Source organism: Chitinophagaceae bacterium (genome assembly GCA_016713085.1).
Lineage (GTDB): Bacteria > Bacteroidota > Bacteroidia > Chitinophagales > Chitinophagaceae > Lacibacter.
In genome coordinates, this window is sequence record JADJPV010000001.1 from 2,431,966 (window position 1) to 2,448,667 (window position 16,702).

Sequence of the window (16,702 nt, forward strand, 5' to 3'; positions counted from 1 at the left end):
GCGGCTATCTTTGTATAGTCGCTTCATCTTTTAAAAAACAGAGTTATGGTACAGATGGCTCCTAATAAATCAACTGTTTCAGCAACTGTGCTGGCTATGGAAACATATGCAGCACAGGCTGATTTTTATATTCTTGATTTAGAAATAAACACTTCTAAAAAAGCAGCGGATCAACTGCAAATGCCCGGCGCTGAAAAGGGCAGTCAACTGAAGGCTATTGTATCAAAATCAATGGCCGATGAACTGAAGATTTCTTCAGGCAGTAAAGTGGAATGTGAGCTGAAAAAAGTTTCACTTAATCTCTGGCGGGCAGGTTCAATTATCCTGAAGTCGTCTGCTAAACAAAAAAAGAAATAAGGCTTTATGTAATCCTCTTCTTTGCTGCATCCTTCCTTCATAAAACAATTGTTTATGAACACGAAATGGATGCAACTCTGTCTTTTTTTCTTCCCCTTTACATTATTGGCACAATCAGTTAAACGTGTTCCTGTTGAAACTAAAATGGAACAGGTAACGGTATTTATGAAAGGTGCCCAGGTTAAACGAACCGCTAAACAAATGATCAGTTCCGGGAAACAGGAAATTGTTTTCACAGGTATTTCAACTGATATAGAAAAGCAAAGTGTACAGATAAAAGCTGATGGAAAGCTGACGATCCTTTCCGTGAAAGTGCAAAGGGATTTTTTGAAAGAGCAGGAAGTAAGAGAAGAAATCAAAACATTGCAGAATAAACACCTGCAGCTAAATGAAAAAATAGCGATGACAGCAAAAATGCTGGAAGTGTTTAAGCAGGAAGAAACGATGATCATTAAGAACCAGGATATCGGCGGAGCAACATATGCATTAAAACCTGAAGAGTTGAGACAGTCGCTGGATTTTCAACGGGCAAGATTAACGGAAGTATTGAAGCAGCAGATGGCTTTGCAGAAAGAGATTGCAGAAATGGAAAAAGAAAGGAATAAACTTTCCAATCAGCTCAGTGAAATGAATAAAAAATTTGATCTCTCCACCAATGAAATCATTATCCTTGCTGATGTAAAAGAAAGTGCAACGGTTCCATTTGAAATTACCTATCTCGTTCAGAAAGCAGGGTGGTATCCAACTTATAATATCCGTGTAAAAGATGTGGTGAGTAACCTGCAACTGGAAATGAATGCAAACGTTTATCAAACAAGCGGAGAGAACTGGAATAATATTAAAATGATTTTGTCAACAGGAAATCCCAATGAAAATAATTCTAAACCATTGATCAGTCCATGGATGCTGTATTATGTAGATGCGCAGATGAGTAATTATATGAAGCAGTGGCAGATCGGCGGAGCAGATCAAATGCTGATGGGAAGAGTAACGGATGACAAAGGTATTCCTGTTGCTGGAGCAAGTGTTGTAATCAAAGGAACATCACAGGGAACCACAACCGATGCGAACGGGTTTTACAAAGTGAAAGCAAGTGGAAATTCGCAGGCATTAACAGTTTCTTCTGTTGGTTTTTATGCTGCAGAATTTGTTGCCGGTACAAGTTTTACCAATGTTTCATTAAAACCAGCCATCACGGCTATGAATGAAGTTGTCGTAGTTGGTTATGGAACTTCAGATGGATATTTAGAAGGAAAAGCTTCAGGAGTACAGGTAAGAGGCGCATCAAGCTTAAAAAAAGAAAAGTCAATTCCTTTACAGGTCGTCACCACTTTTCAACCCATCACCACCCAATACGAAATTGAGGAAGTCACAACGGTGAATAATGATGGAAAGATGAATACTATCAGCATTAATGAAACAAGCATTGCAGCATACTACGAATATTATACCGCACCTAAACTGGATGAGGCTGCTTACCTCACAGCAAAGATCACCAACTGGCAGGATTTGAATTTGATTCCCGGTGAAACGAATTTGTTTTTTGAAGGAACCTATCTCGGTAAATCCTATCTCGATTTATCAACAGGTTCTGATACATTATCACTTTCATTAGGCATTGATAAAGGCATTACAGTTAAACGGACTTTATTAAAAGAATTCAGCAATAAGAAATTTCTTGGAAACAACCGTACCGATTACCGTCAGTTTGAAATTACTGTACGGAATAACAAGAATGTTCCTGTTAATATTATAGTGGAAGATCAGTTCCCTATTTCAACCATGAAAGAAATTGAAGTGGATGATTTGAAATATGATGGAGCCAAACTGAATGAAGATACAAAGGTTGCTACCTGGAGCCAGGCAATCGAGCCAAAACAGGTAAAGAAAATGGAACTGAAATACAGTGTGAAATATCCAAAAGAAAAACGCCTGCAGCTGGAGTAAATCAACGCTGATTTATAAAAAAGAAATAAACTGCCTTAACTGAATGTTGAACTGAAAAACTGAATATCTTCATCTTTTGAAGATAAAACAAACAGGCTATGGAACGTATAATCAGCGGTATTCAACAGGTCGGAATCGGTGTAACAGATGCAGACCAAGCGTTTAAGTGGTACAGTAAAATTTTCGGAACAGATGTAGTAGTGTTTAAAGATGCAGCAAGGGCTGATCTGATGAAACGGTACACAGGAGGTGAAGGACATGAACGTTATGCAATTCTTGCATTGAATATGCAAAGTGGAGGTGGTTTTGAAATTTGGCAGTACACGAGCCGCAAATCACAACCTGCAGCATTTGAGTTACAGATAGGCGATCTCGGCATTTTTGCAGTAAAGATCAAAAGCAAGGATGTTAAAGCAACTTATGAATATTATAAAACACAGGGAGTAAACCTGCTGTCGGAGCCAACAAAGAATCCCGGCGGACTGGAAACGTTCTTTATGAAAGATCCATATGGAAATGTGTTTGAGATAATGGAAGATAATTACTGGTTTGTAAACACAGGCGATTTAACAGGCGCTGTATGTGGTGTTACCATCGGTGTATCATCCATTGAAAAAGCGATTCCTTTTTATGAAAAAGTATTGGGATATGATAAAGAACTTTTTGTAAGCGAAGGAGAATATCCTGAGTTCAAAAATATTCCCGGCGGCACACACAAATTCAAACGGTTATTGCTGGGGCATAAAAGAGAATTAACAGGTGCTTTCTCCCGTTTACTCGGTTCAACATATATTGAACTGATTGAAGTAACAGACAGAACACCAAAGAAAATATTTGAAAACCGTTACTGGGGCGACCAGGGTTTCATTCATGTTTGTTTTGATATCAATGGATATGAAGAACATGAACGAATCTGTAATGAAAGTGGTTTTCCATTTACAGTTGACAGTGCCAACAGTTTTGATATGGGCGAAGCTGCCGGTCATTTTTCTTACAATGAAGACCCTGACGGAACATTGATTGAATATGTAGAAACACACCGTGTTCCTATTCTGAAAAAGATTGGCTGGTACCTGAATCTTAAAAAAAGAAACCCCGCAAAACCTTTGCCCAACTGGATTGTAAAAAGCCTTGGCTTTTCAAGAGTGAAAGAAAAATCTTAAAATTAATTAAGTTGCGGATCAATGGGGTAGTGGATGATTTGCTCATATGGTCCACCCATTGATTTGATAGCATCTTTCCAGATGGCATCTGTTTCTGTATTGAAAATAAGTGTTTGTGTGGCAGATACAGTAAGCCAGCTTTTCACATTCATTTCTTCACTGAGCTGACCGCTGCTCCATCCACTATAACCGAGGTAAAAACGGATTTTCGTTAAATCAAGAGTTCCGTTTTTCAGCCCGCTTACTACCGATTCAAAATTACCGCCCCAATAAATTCCATTGGTAATTTCCTGTCCACCGGGAATTTCATCAGGCAACTGATGCAGAAAATGAAGTGTATCCATTTGAACAGGGCCGCCATAATATACCGGCACCACATAGCCCTCAAGTTCTGTTATGAGTTCATCAAGTGTGTGGTCAAATGTGCGGTTGAGTACCAGTCCAAAGCTTCCCTCTTCTTTATGTTCACATAGTAACACAACAGTGCGTTTGAAATTGGGGTCTTTCAAAAAAGGATCTGATATCAGTAATATGCCGGTGGCTGGCTCAATCATAGAATTAATTTACAAACTAAATTTCAGATAATTATTCTAAGTTTTCAGTAATTGCAGTTGTCAAAATCAAGTTAAAAGGGTACAACTGTTGATTTTAGCATATTTCCTTTTACTTTCACGGGTATTTTTGCAGTTATGAAGAAAACGTTCCCCATAATCATTGCGCTCATTACGTTATCCCTGCTTGGTATTATTTATATCCAGGTATCGTGGATTCGTACGCTTGCATTGTTCAGGGAAGAACAGCTGGAAGAAAATATTTCAGCTATCAGTCAGCAGGTGGGAGAAGAACTGGTAGCGCAGCGAAGTGTAACGTTTAATAACCCCGGTCAAATGCCCGGTTTAAAATTTCCGGGTGAAGCCTATGATATTTATAAACAGTTTTCTGTTACCAACCGTTTTACTATTTATGAGATAAAAGAAAAATTGCAGAAAGCTTTTTTAGCACAGAATATGAAGGACACAAAGTTTGAATTTGCAGTTGCAAGTGATAATGTGTTCGGTCATTATGAAATGAAATCGCCGAAGTTTTATGAAATGGCAATGGATAGTGTTCATAATAAACGTGTTTATTATCCGTTGATTCCTGCAGGTGGAAGTGTGCTGGAAAGTTTAGCACCTGAAGAAGCACTTGTGATTGTTGTGCCCAATTATAAATCATATATATTTCAATCACTGGGGTGGATGATTGCCGGTGCTATTCTGTTTACTGTGATTATTATTACTGCATTTTTCTTACCATCAGAACATTGCTGCGTCAAAAGAAATTGGGTGATATGAAGAATGATTTCATCAATAATATGACGCATGAATTAAAACTCCGCTTGCTACCATTTCACTGGCCGTTGATGCATTGAAGAATGAAAAAGTTTTAAGCAATCCTGAGAAGCATAATTATTTCACCGGCATGATCAAAGATGAAAACAAGCGGATGAACAAGCATGTGGAATCTATTCTGCAGGCAGCACAAATGGACAGACAGGAAGTGCAGTTGAACAAACGGGATACACATGTGCATGAGATTATCAAAAACGTTTTGAATAATCTGCAACTGCAGATTGAAGAGAAACATGGTAAGGTGGAAGTACAACTCAATGCAGCAAGCGATTTAATGGAAGCGGATGAAGTGCATCTCACCAACTTGATCAATAACTTAGTTGATAATGCACTGAAGTATTCGAAAGATGATTCTTTTCAACTGAAAATTTCTACAAAAACTATTGGTAAGAGTATTCGTATCCAGGTTGAAGATCATGGAATAGGAATGAATAAAGAAACACTTGCCCGTGTATTTGAAAAATTCTATCGGGCACATACAGGAAATGTACATAATGTAAAAGGCTTCGGACTTGGATTGAGTTATGTAAAAACAATGGTAGAAGCCCATGAAGGAAAAGTAAAAGCTGACAGTGTAGTTGGCAAGGGCAGTACGTTTACCATTGACTTCCCACTCAAAAAATAGTTCAATCGTTTTTCTTCTTTGATTTCATGAAATATCTTACTTCTCTGCAGTGTAAAGCTGTTGGTGAACTAATACAATGAATCATCTTATAACTGCCCGACCTTATTAGCCTGCTTAAAGGTAATGCACATCAAAAGCAGGCTTTTCCACAGCCAATTCACTGTAATCCACATCACATTGTACTAAAAGCACCCGTAAACGGGCTGTATCCCTTTGCTGTTATGGCTCAGCGCTTTGTGGAAAAAATAAAGTAACCCCATTTTGGTCTCAAAGTGGGAATTTGTGTTATTTTGTGTAGAATTGTGTAGATATATTTCAAAATCAAGTATAAATGATTGGTTTTCTTGGTGAATATGAGGTTACGTTGGATGCAAAAGGTCGCTTCTTGCTACCGGCTGGCTTTAAAAAGCAGATGCCGGAAGACTGGAGCAACCAGTTTGTAATCAGCCGGGGCATTGAGCCATGCCTCACTTTATATCCTATGAAAACCTGGGAACCCATTTTTACACAAATAAGTCAGTTAAATGATTTTGATCCGAAGGTACGCAACTTCCAACGCCTTTTTTTGAACGGGGCAACCAACGTTGATATGGATACCGCCGGCAGGTTACTGATTCCTCAGAACCTGAAAGACATTGCCGAGATCGATAAAGACATTGTGTTGTTTGCCAAAGTAAAGGTGATTGAGATATGGGATAAACGTAAGTATAAACAGCTCTTTGAAACCCTTTCAGCCAATGATTTCAGCAGCCTCGCCAACGAGGTAATGGTGAAGCCGCCAACGGTGTAAGAAAGATGGTGAAGAAAACGAACATACAATCTGCTGACGATGAGTTAACCAATCAGCAACAGGATGCTTATCATATTCCTGTAATGCTGATGGAAGCAATTGATGCTTTAAACATTCAGCCAAACGGTGTGTATGTTGACTGCACTTTTGGAGGAGGAGGACACAGCAGAGAAATATTGAAACGATTGAATGAAGATGGACGTTTGGTTGCATTTGATCAGGATCCTGATGCAAAAAGGAATTTGCCTGATGATGAACGTGTGGTTTTTGTTCCGCATAATTTCAAGCACATCAGCCGTTTTTTAAAGCTGAACCGTTTCGACAAAGTGGATGGTGTGTTAGCTGATCTTGGAGTATCCAGTCATCAGTTTGATGAAGCAGCAAGAGGTTTTTCAACAAGATTTGACGGACCACTTGATATGCGGATGGATCCATCGCAGTCAGTAACGGCATCATTTATTCTTCAAACCTATTCGCAACAGCAGCTGCATAAACTGTTTGAGCAATATGGTGAAGTAACAAATTCAAAAACACTGGCCGCTGTAATTGTTCAGCAACGCAGCAGCAATTCGTATCAAACCATTGAACAGCTAAAGCAGGCACTGCAATCTGTGGTGAAAGGGAATCCCAATAAATATTTTGCGCAGGTGTTCCAGGCGTTACGGATTGAAGTAAATGAAGAGCTGAATGTGTTGAAAGAACTGCTGGAACAATTACCCGGTATCCTGAAACCCAAAGCCCGTGTAGCAATCATTTCCTTTCATTCGCTGGAAGACAGATTGGTTAAAAACTTTTTTAAAAAAGGAAGTTTTGAAGAGGAAGTGTATAACCCTTTTGAAAGGGAAGAGAAGGAAAAAGTTTTCAGCATCATCAGTAAAAAACCAATTGAAGCATCACCTGAAGAACAGAAGCGAAACCCAAGATCAAGAAGTGCAAGGCTGAGAGTAGCCGAAAAATTGTAAACCCATTGTAAACTAACTGACTTATCCGAAAAAAAACTGAAATAAAGAACTTACAAACAAACCAATGGCAGGCAAAGAACCGAAGATTGATTTTAAAAAGTGGTTCAATCACCAGTGGATCGTTAAAAACGTTCCATACTTCCTGTTTCTCTCTGTGATGGCGATCATCTACATCGCCAACGGGCATTATGCCGACAATACGATCCGCAACATTAATAAAACTACCAGGCTTTTAAAAGAACAGGAGTATGAATTTAAAACACTGAACGGAAAACTCATGTTTCAAAACCGGTTGAGCGAAGTGGCAAAATCAGTTGAGCCAATCGGGTTAAAAGAAAATATTCAGCAACCGGTTAAAATAACAGACAGGACACAACAGAAGAAGAATTAATGGAAGTTAAAAACGACATATTGTGGCGGGTGAATCTTGGCTTCCTGGGGTTGGCACTTTTTGGTATGTTCATTCTGGGCAAAGCGTTTTATACGCAGCGCTTTGAAGGAAGCTACTGGAAAAATATGAGCGACAGTATGCACACCAAAATTCTTGACCTGGATGCTGAACGTGGTACTATTTACAGTGAAGATGGGAGTATGCTCAGTACCTCATTACCACAGTTTGATATTTTCATTGATTTTGGTGCAGAAGGTTTGCGTCAGAAAAAAGGTGAACGTTTTTTTGACAATATTGATTCGTTAGCTATTTCATTAGCTGGTTTATTTAAAGATAAAAAAGCTGAGACCTATAAGAAAGAACTGAAACTGGCATATAAAAATAAAGAGCGCTACTATCCGCTGCATAAAAAAGTATCTTTTGAAGAATACAAGGAGTTGCGTGAATTTCCATTGGTACGTTTAGGAAAAAATAAAAGCGGCTTTATTGCTGAAGTAAAAACAAAACGATTGAATCCGTTTGGTGAATTGGGTTTCAGAACAATTGGTTTGTACAGGGAAAACTCAAAACTGGTTGGCCTCGAACGTTCATTCGACAGTGTGTTACGAGGTACTACCGGTAAACGCTTGGTTCGTTTTGTAGCAGGCGGTGTAATGATGCCGGTTGAAGGTTATGAGGTAGAGCCCGAAAACGGAAATGATGTGTACACAACTATTGATGTAAACATTCAGGATATAACTGAACGTGCATTAATGCGTACAGTTGCAACCAATGAAGCATTGGAAGGAACCTGTATTGTAATGGAAGTAGCCACTGGAAAAATCAAAGCCATTGCTAATCTTGGACGCACGCCCGATGGAACTTATTTTGAAACAGATAATTATGCATTGCGTACTTCAGAACCGGGTTCAACTGTTAAACTGGTAACATTGCTGGCTGCACTGGAAGACAAGCACGTAACGATTAATGATAATATTGTTATTAATGGTGGACGCTGGAATTTAAATGGGCGTACAATTGTTGATGATCATCATGGTCCTGAAGTAACAACCATCAAACATGCGTTTACACAAAGCTCTAACGTTGCAATGAGCAAACTGGCTTACCAGTATTACACCAGTGATCCGAAAAAATATTATAAGCATTTCACCAATCTTCATCTCACCACCAAAACAGGGATTGAGTTGAATGAAGAGTTCAAGCCATCCATCAAAAACCCAAACAAAGCAAAGTACTGGCATCCGCAAACTTTGGCATCATGGGGTTTTGGTTATGAACTGATGTTGTCGCCATTGCAATTGCTGATGGTGTACAATGCAGTTGCTAATAATGGAAAAATGATGAAGCCTTACCTGCTCAATGAAATCAAGAGTTACGGAACAGTTATTAAAACAAATGAGCCTGTTGTATTGAATGAAGCAATTGCAAGTGAGTCAACCATCAAACAATTGCAGGAATGTTTGGCCGCAGTTTGTACAGAAGGTACCGGAAAAAAACAGTTTGAAACAGCTGTGTATAAAGCAGCGGGTAAAACAGGAACAGCAAAAGTTAATGATGGTAAATATAAATACAGTGATGGTGTATATCAATCGGCTTTTGGAGGATACTTCCCGGCAGAAGCTTTAAAGTATTCCATCATCGTTGTAATAAAGAATAAACCACACGCAGCTAACTACTATGGAGGATCTGTGGCAGCACCCGTATTCAGAGAAATTGCTGACCATCTTTATAAATACAGCCAGGAACAGCAGCAACCTTATCAACTGCAGCCACTTGTTGATTCTATGCTGTACACATTCGCAGGAATGAAAAAAGAAATACAGTCTATCTCTGCGCAATTTGGTTTCAGTTATACGGATCAATTGGTAGGTAACTGGCGCATTTCTTTTCTGAAAAATAAAACAATGCAGTCGCAGGTGTTCAATACTGCAGGTGCAGTGATGCCCGATGTAAAAGGAATGGGATTGAAAGATGCATTATATGTTTTAGAAACTGCAGGAATGAAAGTGCAGGTGAATGGAAAAGGAAGAATTAATAACCAGTCTGTAGCTGCGGGTTTGCCTGTTGCAAAAGGACAACAAATCATATTGTCGTTGAACTGATGGCTTTGTTAAAAGACATATTATATAAAGTGCATATCCGCAGCGTTCACGGATCAACCGGCATTGATATCAATGACCTGCAGATTGATTCACGCAACGTAAAGCCGGGCAGTTGTTTTATTGCCATCAAAGGTGTTGCAGCTGATGGACATGAATTTATCAGCAAAGCCATAGAGTTGGGTGCGTCAGCAATTGTATGTGAACACCTGCCTGAACAATTGAATGATGATGTTGCATTCATCCAGGTTGCAAACAGTGCAGAAGCAGCAGGTTTTATGGCCAACCAGTTCTTTGGAAATGTAAGTGTGCAGATGAGAGTGGTTGGTGTAACGGGTACAAATGGTAAAACAACCATTGCTACATTGTTATTTAAGTTATTCAGTGCATTGGGTTACAGGTGTGGATTGGTTTCAACAGTTGATTATCATATTGCAGATAAAGTAGTTCCGTCAACACATACAACTCCTGATGTAATCAGTTTGAATAGTTTGCTGAAGCAGATGTATGATGCAGGTTGCACCTATGTATTTATGGAATGCAGCAGTCATGCTATTCATCAGCACCGCATTACAGGTATTCACTTTGTTGGTGGATTGTTCAGCAACATCACACATGATCACCTGGATTATCACAACACATTTGATGAATACATCCGTGTAAAGAAAAGTTTTTTTGATGGGCTTGGCTCTGATGCATTTGCCATCAGCAATAAAGATGATAAGCGTGGTGAAGTAATGCTGCAGAATACAAAGGCAAAGAAGCAGTATTACAGTATTAAAAATTTGGCAGAGTTTAAAGGAAAGATCCTGGAAAATGGTTTAACAGGTTTGCAGATGATGGTGAATAATGAAGAAGTGCATTTCAGGTTGATTGGTGAATTCAATGCATATAATCTGTTAGCAGTATTTGGCGCAGCTGTTTCATTAGGTGAAGACAAACAGAAAGTGTTACAGGTGTTGAGTGGATTAACCGGAGCTGAAGGAAGATTTGATTATATCATTTCGCCAAAAGAATTAATACTTGGTATTGTTGATTATGCACATACACCCGACGCACTGGAAAATGTGTTGTCAACAATTAAAAAATTAAGGCGTGGACATGAGCAGATCATTACGGTGGTTGGTTGTGGCGGCGACAGGGATAAAACGAAACGACCCATCATGGGAGAAGTGGCATGCGAGCTTAGCGATAAAGTGATTTTTACCAGCGATAATCCACGTACAGAAGATCCATTAGAGATTTTGGGTGATATGGAATATGGATTGAGTTCTGCATCGAGAAGAAAATTTATTTCAATCGCCGACAGAAAGGAAGCAATTAAAACAGCCGTGAGTTTGGCAGGACATGAAGATATTATTCTCATTGCCGGAAAAGGACATGAGAAGTACCAGGATATAAAAGGAGTGAAGTATGAGTTTGATGATAAAAAAGTATTGCAGGAAATATTTGAATTATTAGAGAAGTAACAATTGAATAACTGAACGCATGCTAAAGAATTTATTTGACTGGTTAAACAGCAACGGGATCAAATTTCCCGGCGATAACCTGTTTCAGTTTATCACCAGCAGGGTTATGCTGGCAGTATTGCTGTCGCTGCTTATTTCAACTGTATTTGGAAAGAAGCTGATTAATTATTTGCGGAAGAAACAGGTTGGTGAAACCGTAAGGGATCTTGGCTTGGCCGGTGAGCAGCAAAAGAAAGGAACACCAACAATGGGCGGATTGATCATCATTGTTGCAATTATTGTTCCTACAGTGCTGCTGGCTGATGTTAGCAAAGTATACATTTTATTAATGCTGTTTGCTACTGTTTGGATGGGTTTAATTGGATTTATTGATGACTATTTAAAGATCCGTTCGAAGCGTATGGCCCAGCAGCAGGGGCTCAATTATAAGAAAGGCGATAAAGATGGATTGGCAGGATGGTTTAAAATATTAGGACAGGTAGTATTGGGCGTTGCAGTTGCAACAACACTCATGTTCAATGACTCGGTAAGTGCATACAGAGAATTTACCGGAACAAATCTGCCTGCAAATGCTGAGGTTAAAAAACCAAAGCTCAATGGAAAGGAAAAGATTTTTATTAAAGCCGATGAACCGGTAACGACGATACCATTTGTTAAGAGTCATGAATTTAATTATGCAAAACTGTTACCAAAAGCTATACGTGGTATTACATGGTTGTTGTATGTGCTGATTGTAGTATTTATTGTAACAGCTGTTTCAAATGGCGCAAACATTACCGATGGCATTGATGGATTGGCAACAGGAGTATCTGCATTAATAGGAATTGGTTTGGGCATTTTTGCTTATGCAAGCGGTGATATACGTTTTGCTGATTATCTCAACATCCTGTATATACCCGGCATTGGTGAGCTGTCCATTTTTATAGCTGCATTAGTAGGAGCATGTGTAGGATTTCTCTGGTACAACTCATACCCTGCACAGGTGTTCATGGGTGATACAGGAAGTTTAATGCTGGGAGGAGTAATTGCATCATTAGCGTTTTTAGTAAGAAAAGAATTATTGATACCGATATTCTGCGGTGTGTTTTTAGTAGAAGTGTTGAGTGTTACGTTGCAGGTGAGCTACTTCAAATACACCAAAAAGAAATATGGTGAAGGCAGAAGGATCTTTTTAATGAGCCCTTTGCATCATCATTATCAAAAACTGGGATTTCATGAGAGTAAGATTGTAACACGATTCTGGATCATTACGATTCTCTGCGTTGTGTTTGCCATCGTTACACTCAAGATCAGGTAAAAGAGTTTAATGAAAAACCATCGTGGTTTTTTAGGCCAAATCCAATGAAAGATTAAAAATCCAAACCATGAAAACCGGGATAGAGTACTAGCCCATACTTATGAAGAATCTCTTTTTATTTTTTTAACAGAGAATAGAAAGATGGTTCACAAAACCAAAACAAGAAAATGTTACCGGTTCCAGTTACCGGCAACAAGTAACAGGAAACTGGAAACGAAAATGATTATGGCACACAAATGTTACATACTTGGAGCTGGAGAAAGCGGAGCAGGCGCCGCTATTCTTGCTAAACAGCAGGGGTATGAAGTATTTGTAAGTGATGCCGGTCCAATCAAGAACCTGTACAAAGATGAACTGAATGAATTTGGAATTCAGTTTGAAGAAAGCATGCACACAGAAGAAAAATTACTGAGTGCCGATGAAATTGTAAAGAGCCCGGGTATTCCTGAAAAGAGCGACATGATGAAGAAGATCCGCAGCAAAGGGATTCCGGTGATCAGTGAAATTGAACTGGCCTGGCGTTTTAAAGGCGAAAGTAAAATCGTTGGTATTACAGGCAGTAATGGTAAAACAACCACCACTGCTTTAACCTATCACATTTGCCGTCATGCCGGATTGAATTGTGCAATGGTTGGTAATATCGGAATCAGCATTGCCAAACAGGTGGCACTTGATCCCAAAGAAATTTATGTGGCTGAGATCAGCAGTTTTCAGCTGGATGATATTAAAGACTTCAGGGCAGAAATAGCGTTGATGACAAATATTACAGAAGATCATTTAGACAGGTACGAATACAAATTTGAAAACTATATCAACGCAAAATTTAAGATCATCCAAAATCAAACGAAAGACGATTATTTCATTTACTGTGCCGATGACCCGGTAACAGCAAAGTATCTCAGTAAACTTACTATCCATTCAAACCCATTACCATTCACCATGAAACAGGAACCACAAAAAGGCGCTTTCATTAAAGACGGCACTATGACGATTGCAGTTAACGACGACAAGGTTACAATGAGCGTAGACGATTTTAAGATCAAGGGAAAACACAACCAGTACAACACCATGGCAGCAGGTATTGCAGCGGCTACTTTAGGTATCCGCAAAGAAAAAATCAGGGAAGCGGTTACCACATTTGAAAGTCTGGAACACAGAATGGAAATGGTGGCAATGGTAAAAGGAGTTGAGTATATCAATGACAGTAAGGCAACCAACATCAATTCAACCTGGTATGCACTGGAAAGTATGACAAGACCAACCATCCTCATTCTTGGCGGTGTAGATAAAGGAAATGATTATGAAGTGTTGAAAGAACTGGTGAATGAAAAAGTAAAAGCCATTGTTTGTCTTGGTTTGGATAACAGAAAGATTCATGAAGCATTTGGCGGTTCAGTTGCATTGCTGGTAAATACAACCAGTGCAGAAGACGCAGTAAAAGCAGCTTATCATTTTGCAGAAAAAGGCGATGCAGTTTTATTAAGCCCGGCCTGTGCAAGTTTTCATTTATTTAAAAATTATGAAGACAGGGGGATTCAGTTTAAGCAGGCAGTAAGAGATTTATAATATACATGAGTACGCTCAACGAAATATCATCCAAATTTTCACCCTTCGGTTTAAGAGAAAGAACCAAGGGCGATAAAGTAATCTGGGCCATTGTGATTGTATTATCACTGGTGAGTTTGCTGGTGGTATACAGCGCAACCAATTCACTGGCGTATAAATTATATAAGGGCAACACTTATGTGTACCTGTTTAAACAAATTGCTTTTATTACTCTTGGAATACTGATTGTTTATTTCGCACACCGTGTTAACTACACCATCTATTCAAGAGTGGCGAAAGTGATTTTTTATATTTCAATTGTGCTCCTGATATATACATTGTTCTTTGGTGCAAGAATCAATGATGGCAGCAGGTGGATCAAATTGCCGATTATTAATCTTACAGTGCAAACATCTGATATTGCCAAGCTGGCCCTGTTCATGTATTTATCAAGGTTGCTTTCCAAGAAGCAGGATGTCATTAAGGATTTCAAAAAAGGATTTATTCCGTTAATGATACCAATTGTAATCATTTGTGCGCTGATTGCTCCGGCCAATCTTTCCACTGCATTACTTACAGGTGCAACCAGTATGCTGTTATTATTTATCGGCCGTGTAAAAATGAAACACATTTTATTGGTAATTGGAGTGGCGATGATTCCTGTGTTGTTTTTAATCATTATCGCTTCAAGTTATTACGATAAGGAAGAAGGCAAAACCAAAGAGTTGCCGGCATTGCTTTCCGCAGGCCGTATTCCAACATGGATCAAACGTGTACAGGATTTCCGTTATGCAAAAAATGATGAATCGCCTTACCAGGTTCAGCAGGCAAAAATTGCAGTAGCAAAAGGCGGCCTGTTTGGTTTAGGTCCGGGTAACAGCGAGCAGCGTAATTTTTTACCGCATCCTTATTCCGATTTTATTTATGCCATCATCATTGAAGAGTATGGGTTGATTGGTGCGGCATTTATTGTGTTTATCTATATGGTGTTCCTTTTTCGAAGTATCAAGCTGTTCAGGAAATGCCCTTATGCATTTGGGGCATTCCTGGCATTGGCACTGAGTTTTACATTGGTGATACAGGCCATGACAAATATGGCGGTGAATGTGGGATTGTTTCCCGTAACAGGTGTTACACTTCCGCTGGTAAGTATGGGTGGCAGCAGTTTTCTGTTTACCTGTTTATCTATCGGAATTATTCTAAGTGTTGCAAGAAATGTGGAGGAAGCAGAAGGAGTAAGCCCCCAGCCCCTGAAGGGGGGTGAGGCAACAGCATGATGAATTTGTAACATCATGTTGTTTAAAGTTCTTTTTAATAATTGTGTTACCAGCTGTTGCAATACTATGTTACTTCAGTTGCGTCGCACACTTAATCGTTCTTAATATGGTTAAGTATGTAAGAACTGTAAATGAAAAGTTGAAATTAAAGGATGAATAACGGAGAGTTAGGAAATAGTGATACTGCTGCCGGTTCCCCCTTAAGGGGGCGGAGGGGGCTTCGTATCATTATGGCAGGTGGAGGAACAGGCGGACATATTTTTCCGGCCATTGCCATTGCAAATGCCATAAAGAAGATAAAGCCAGATGCAGAGATTTTGTTTGTGGGCGCAAAGGGAAAAATGGAAATGGAAAAAGTGCCGCAGGCAGGTTACGAAATAAAAGGGCTGGATATCGCAGGTTTTAACAGAAGTTCTTTGATAAAAAACATTGGTTTGCCGTTTAAGCTGGTAAAGAGTTTTATACAGGTGCGGACAATCATCAATCAGTTTAAACCAGATGCGGTAATTGGAGTAGGTGGTTATTCCAGTTTTCCCGTACTGCGTTTTGCCCAGGGTAAAGGCATTCCAACCTTTATTCATGAAAGTAATTCGTTTGCAGGAAAATCAAATATCCTGCTGGGGAAGAAAGCAAGGAAAGTGTTTGTGTCAGGTGATGGAATGGAGAAATTTTTTCCCGCTGCGAAATTGATGATTACAGGTAATCCTGTCCGGGCTTCTATTTCACAATCAACGGTGGCAAGAGGAGAAGCATTGAAGTTTTTTTCACTTGACCCGGCAAAGAAAACAGTAATGGTGGTGGGAGGAAGTCTTGGTGCAAAAAGTATTAACGAAGCTATTGATGCAGGAATTGATGAGTTTGAAAAAAACAACCTGCAGCTCATTTGGCAAACAGGAAAACCGTATGCAGCAAAAGCAAAAGCAAGAGCTGAAGGAAAATACAATGTGTGGGTGAATGAGTTTATTACGCAGATGGAACATGCTTACTCAGCAGCTGATGTGGTGATTTCAAGAGCTGGAGCGATGGCGATTACTGAAATCTGTTTAGTTGCAAAGCCGGCGGTATTTGTTCCGTTTCCTTTTGCAGCAGAAGATCATCAAACAGCAAATGCGCAGCACCTCGTTGCAAAACAGGCAGGGGTGATGGTAAAGGACAGTGAGGCAAAAGATAAACTGGTGAATACCATTCTTACGTTGGCAAAAGATGATGCAAAGCAGGCCGAATTGAAACAGAATATCGCAAAGCTTGGTGTAAGTGATGCTGATAGAATTATTGCAGAAGAGATTTTAAAAAATATAGTTCACTCCGTCTGACGCCCTCGTCGGACGGGATAACAAGAAGAAAAGTAAAAAAAAATAAGAATCGGTCGGACGAGGGCGTCCGACCTCG

Annotated in this window: 13 protein-coding genes and 1 pseudogene; 13 read left to right on the plus strand and 1 reads right to left on the minus strand. The window is 39.4% G+C overall.

Translation table 11 applies throughout. The features are described from left to right. The first annotated feature begins 45 nt into the window (after positions 1-45). The 3 genes from IPK31_11735 to IPK31_11745 all read left to right on the plus strand — a co-directional run bounded on the left by IPK31_11735 (position 46) and on the right by IPK31_11745 (position 3,467). Positions 46-357 (plus strand): hypothetical protein, encoded by a 312-nt coding sequence (locus IPK31_11735; protein ID MBK8088558.1) that lies wholly within the window; start codon positions 46-48, stop codon positions 355-357. 54 nt (positions 358-411) lie between these two features. Continuing rightward, positions 412-2,304, plus strand: coding sequence for a mucoidy inhibitor MuiA family protein (locus IPK31_11740; protein ID MBK8088559.1), 1,893 nt, complete (start codon positions 412-414; stop codon positions 2,302-2,304). A gap of 98 nt (positions 2,305-2,402) precedes the next feature. Further along, positions 2,403-3,467 (plus strand): VOC family protein, encoded by a 1,065-nt coding sequence (locus tag IPK31_11745; GenBank protein ID MBK8088560.1) that lies wholly within the window; start codon positions 2,403-2,405, stop codon positions 3,465-3,467. A gap of 2 nt (positions 3,468-3,469) precedes the next feature. On the opposite strand, the gene IPK31_11750 is transcribed toward IPK31_11745, so the two are convergent. Then, positions 3,470-4,021 carry a YqgE/AlgH family protein gene (locus IPK31_11750; GenBank protein ID MBK8088561.1) on the minus strand — a complete coding sequence of 184 codons (552 nt, stop codon included), beginning with the start codon at positions 4,019-4,021 and terminating at the stop codon, positions 3,470-3,472. 135 nt (positions 4,022-4,156) lie between these two features. Between IPK31_11750 and IPK31_11755 the strand changes: the two are divergent. The 10 genes and pseudogenes from IPK31_11755 (at position 4,157) to murG (ending at position 16,626) form a co-directional block, all read left to right on the plus strand. Further along, a pseudogene (locus tag IPK31_11755) lies at positions 4,157-5,483 on the plus strand (HAMP domain-containing histidine kinase). 331 nt (positions 5,484-5,814) lie between these two features. Continuing rightward, positions 5,815-6,273, plus strand: coding sequence for a division/cell wall cluster transcriptional repressor MraZ (gene mraZ / locus IPK31_11760; protein ID MBK8088562.1), 459 nt, complete (start codon positions 5,815-5,817; stop codon positions 6,271-6,273). A gap of 5 nt (positions 6,274-6,278) precedes the next feature. Then, complete coding sequence (gene rsmH / locus IPK31_11765; GenBank protein MBK8088563.1) at positions 6,279-7,235, plus strand: 16S rRNA (cytosine(1402)-N(4))-methyltransferase RsmH; 957 nt, start codon at positions 6,279-6,281, stop codon at positions 7,233-7,235. 64 nt (positions 7,236-7,299) lie between these two features. Then, the gene (locus IPK31_11770; protein ID MBK8088564.1) at positions 7,300-7,626 is read left to right on the plus strand and encodes a hypothetical protein; all 327 of its coding nucleotides are present in this window, start codon (positions 7,300-7,302) and stop codon (positions 7,624-7,626) included. Continuing rightward, positions 7,626-9,728 carry a transpeptidase family protein gene (locus tag IPK31_11775; protein MBK8088565.1) on the plus strand — a complete coding sequence of 701 codons (2,103 nt, stop codon included), beginning with the start codon at positions 7,626-7,628 and terminating at the stop codon, positions 9,726-9,728. The genes IPK31_11770 and IPK31_11775 overlap by 1 nt, the downstream gene beginning before the upstream one ends. Then, positions 9,728-11,194, plus strand: coding sequence for a UDP-N-acetylmuramoyl-L-alanyl-D-glutamate--2,6-diaminopimelate ligase (locus tag IPK31_11780; protein ID MBK8088566.1), 1,467 nt, complete (start codon positions 9,728-9,730; stop codon positions 11,192-11,194). The genes IPK31_11775 and IPK31_11780 overlap by 1 nt, the downstream gene beginning before the upstream one ends. Positions 11,195-11,213: 19 nt before the next feature. Then, complete coding sequence (locus IPK31_11785; GenBank protein MBK8088567.1) at positions 11,214-12,491, plus strand: phospho-N-acetylmuramoyl-pentapeptide-transferase; 1,278 nt, start codon at positions 11,214-11,216, stop codon at positions 12,489-12,491. Positions 12,492-12,716: 225 nt separating this feature from the next. Beyond that, positions 12,717-14,057, plus strand: coding sequence for a UDP-N-acetylmuramoyl-L-alanine--D-glutamate ligase (gene murD, locus IPK31_11790; protein ID MBK8088568.1), 1,341 nt, complete (start codon positions 12,717-12,719; stop codon positions 14,055-14,057). Positions 14,058-14,062: 5 nt separating this feature from the next. Then, a complete protein-coding gene (locus IPK31_11795; GenBank protein MBK8088569.1) occupies positions 14,063-15,313 on the plus strand; it encodes an FtsW/RodA/SpoVE family cell cycle protein in 1,251 nt (416 codons plus the stop codon). 152 nt (positions 15,314-15,465) lie between these two features. Next, the gene (gene murG / locus IPK31_11800) at positions 15,466-16,626 is read left to right on the plus strand and encodes an undecaprenyldiphospho-muramoylpentapeptide beta-N-acetylglucosaminyltransferase (protein MBK8088570.1); all 1,161 of its coding nucleotides are present in this window, start codon (positions 15,466-15,468) and stop codon (positions 16,624-16,626) included. Positions 16,627-16,702: the final 76 nt, after the last annotated feature.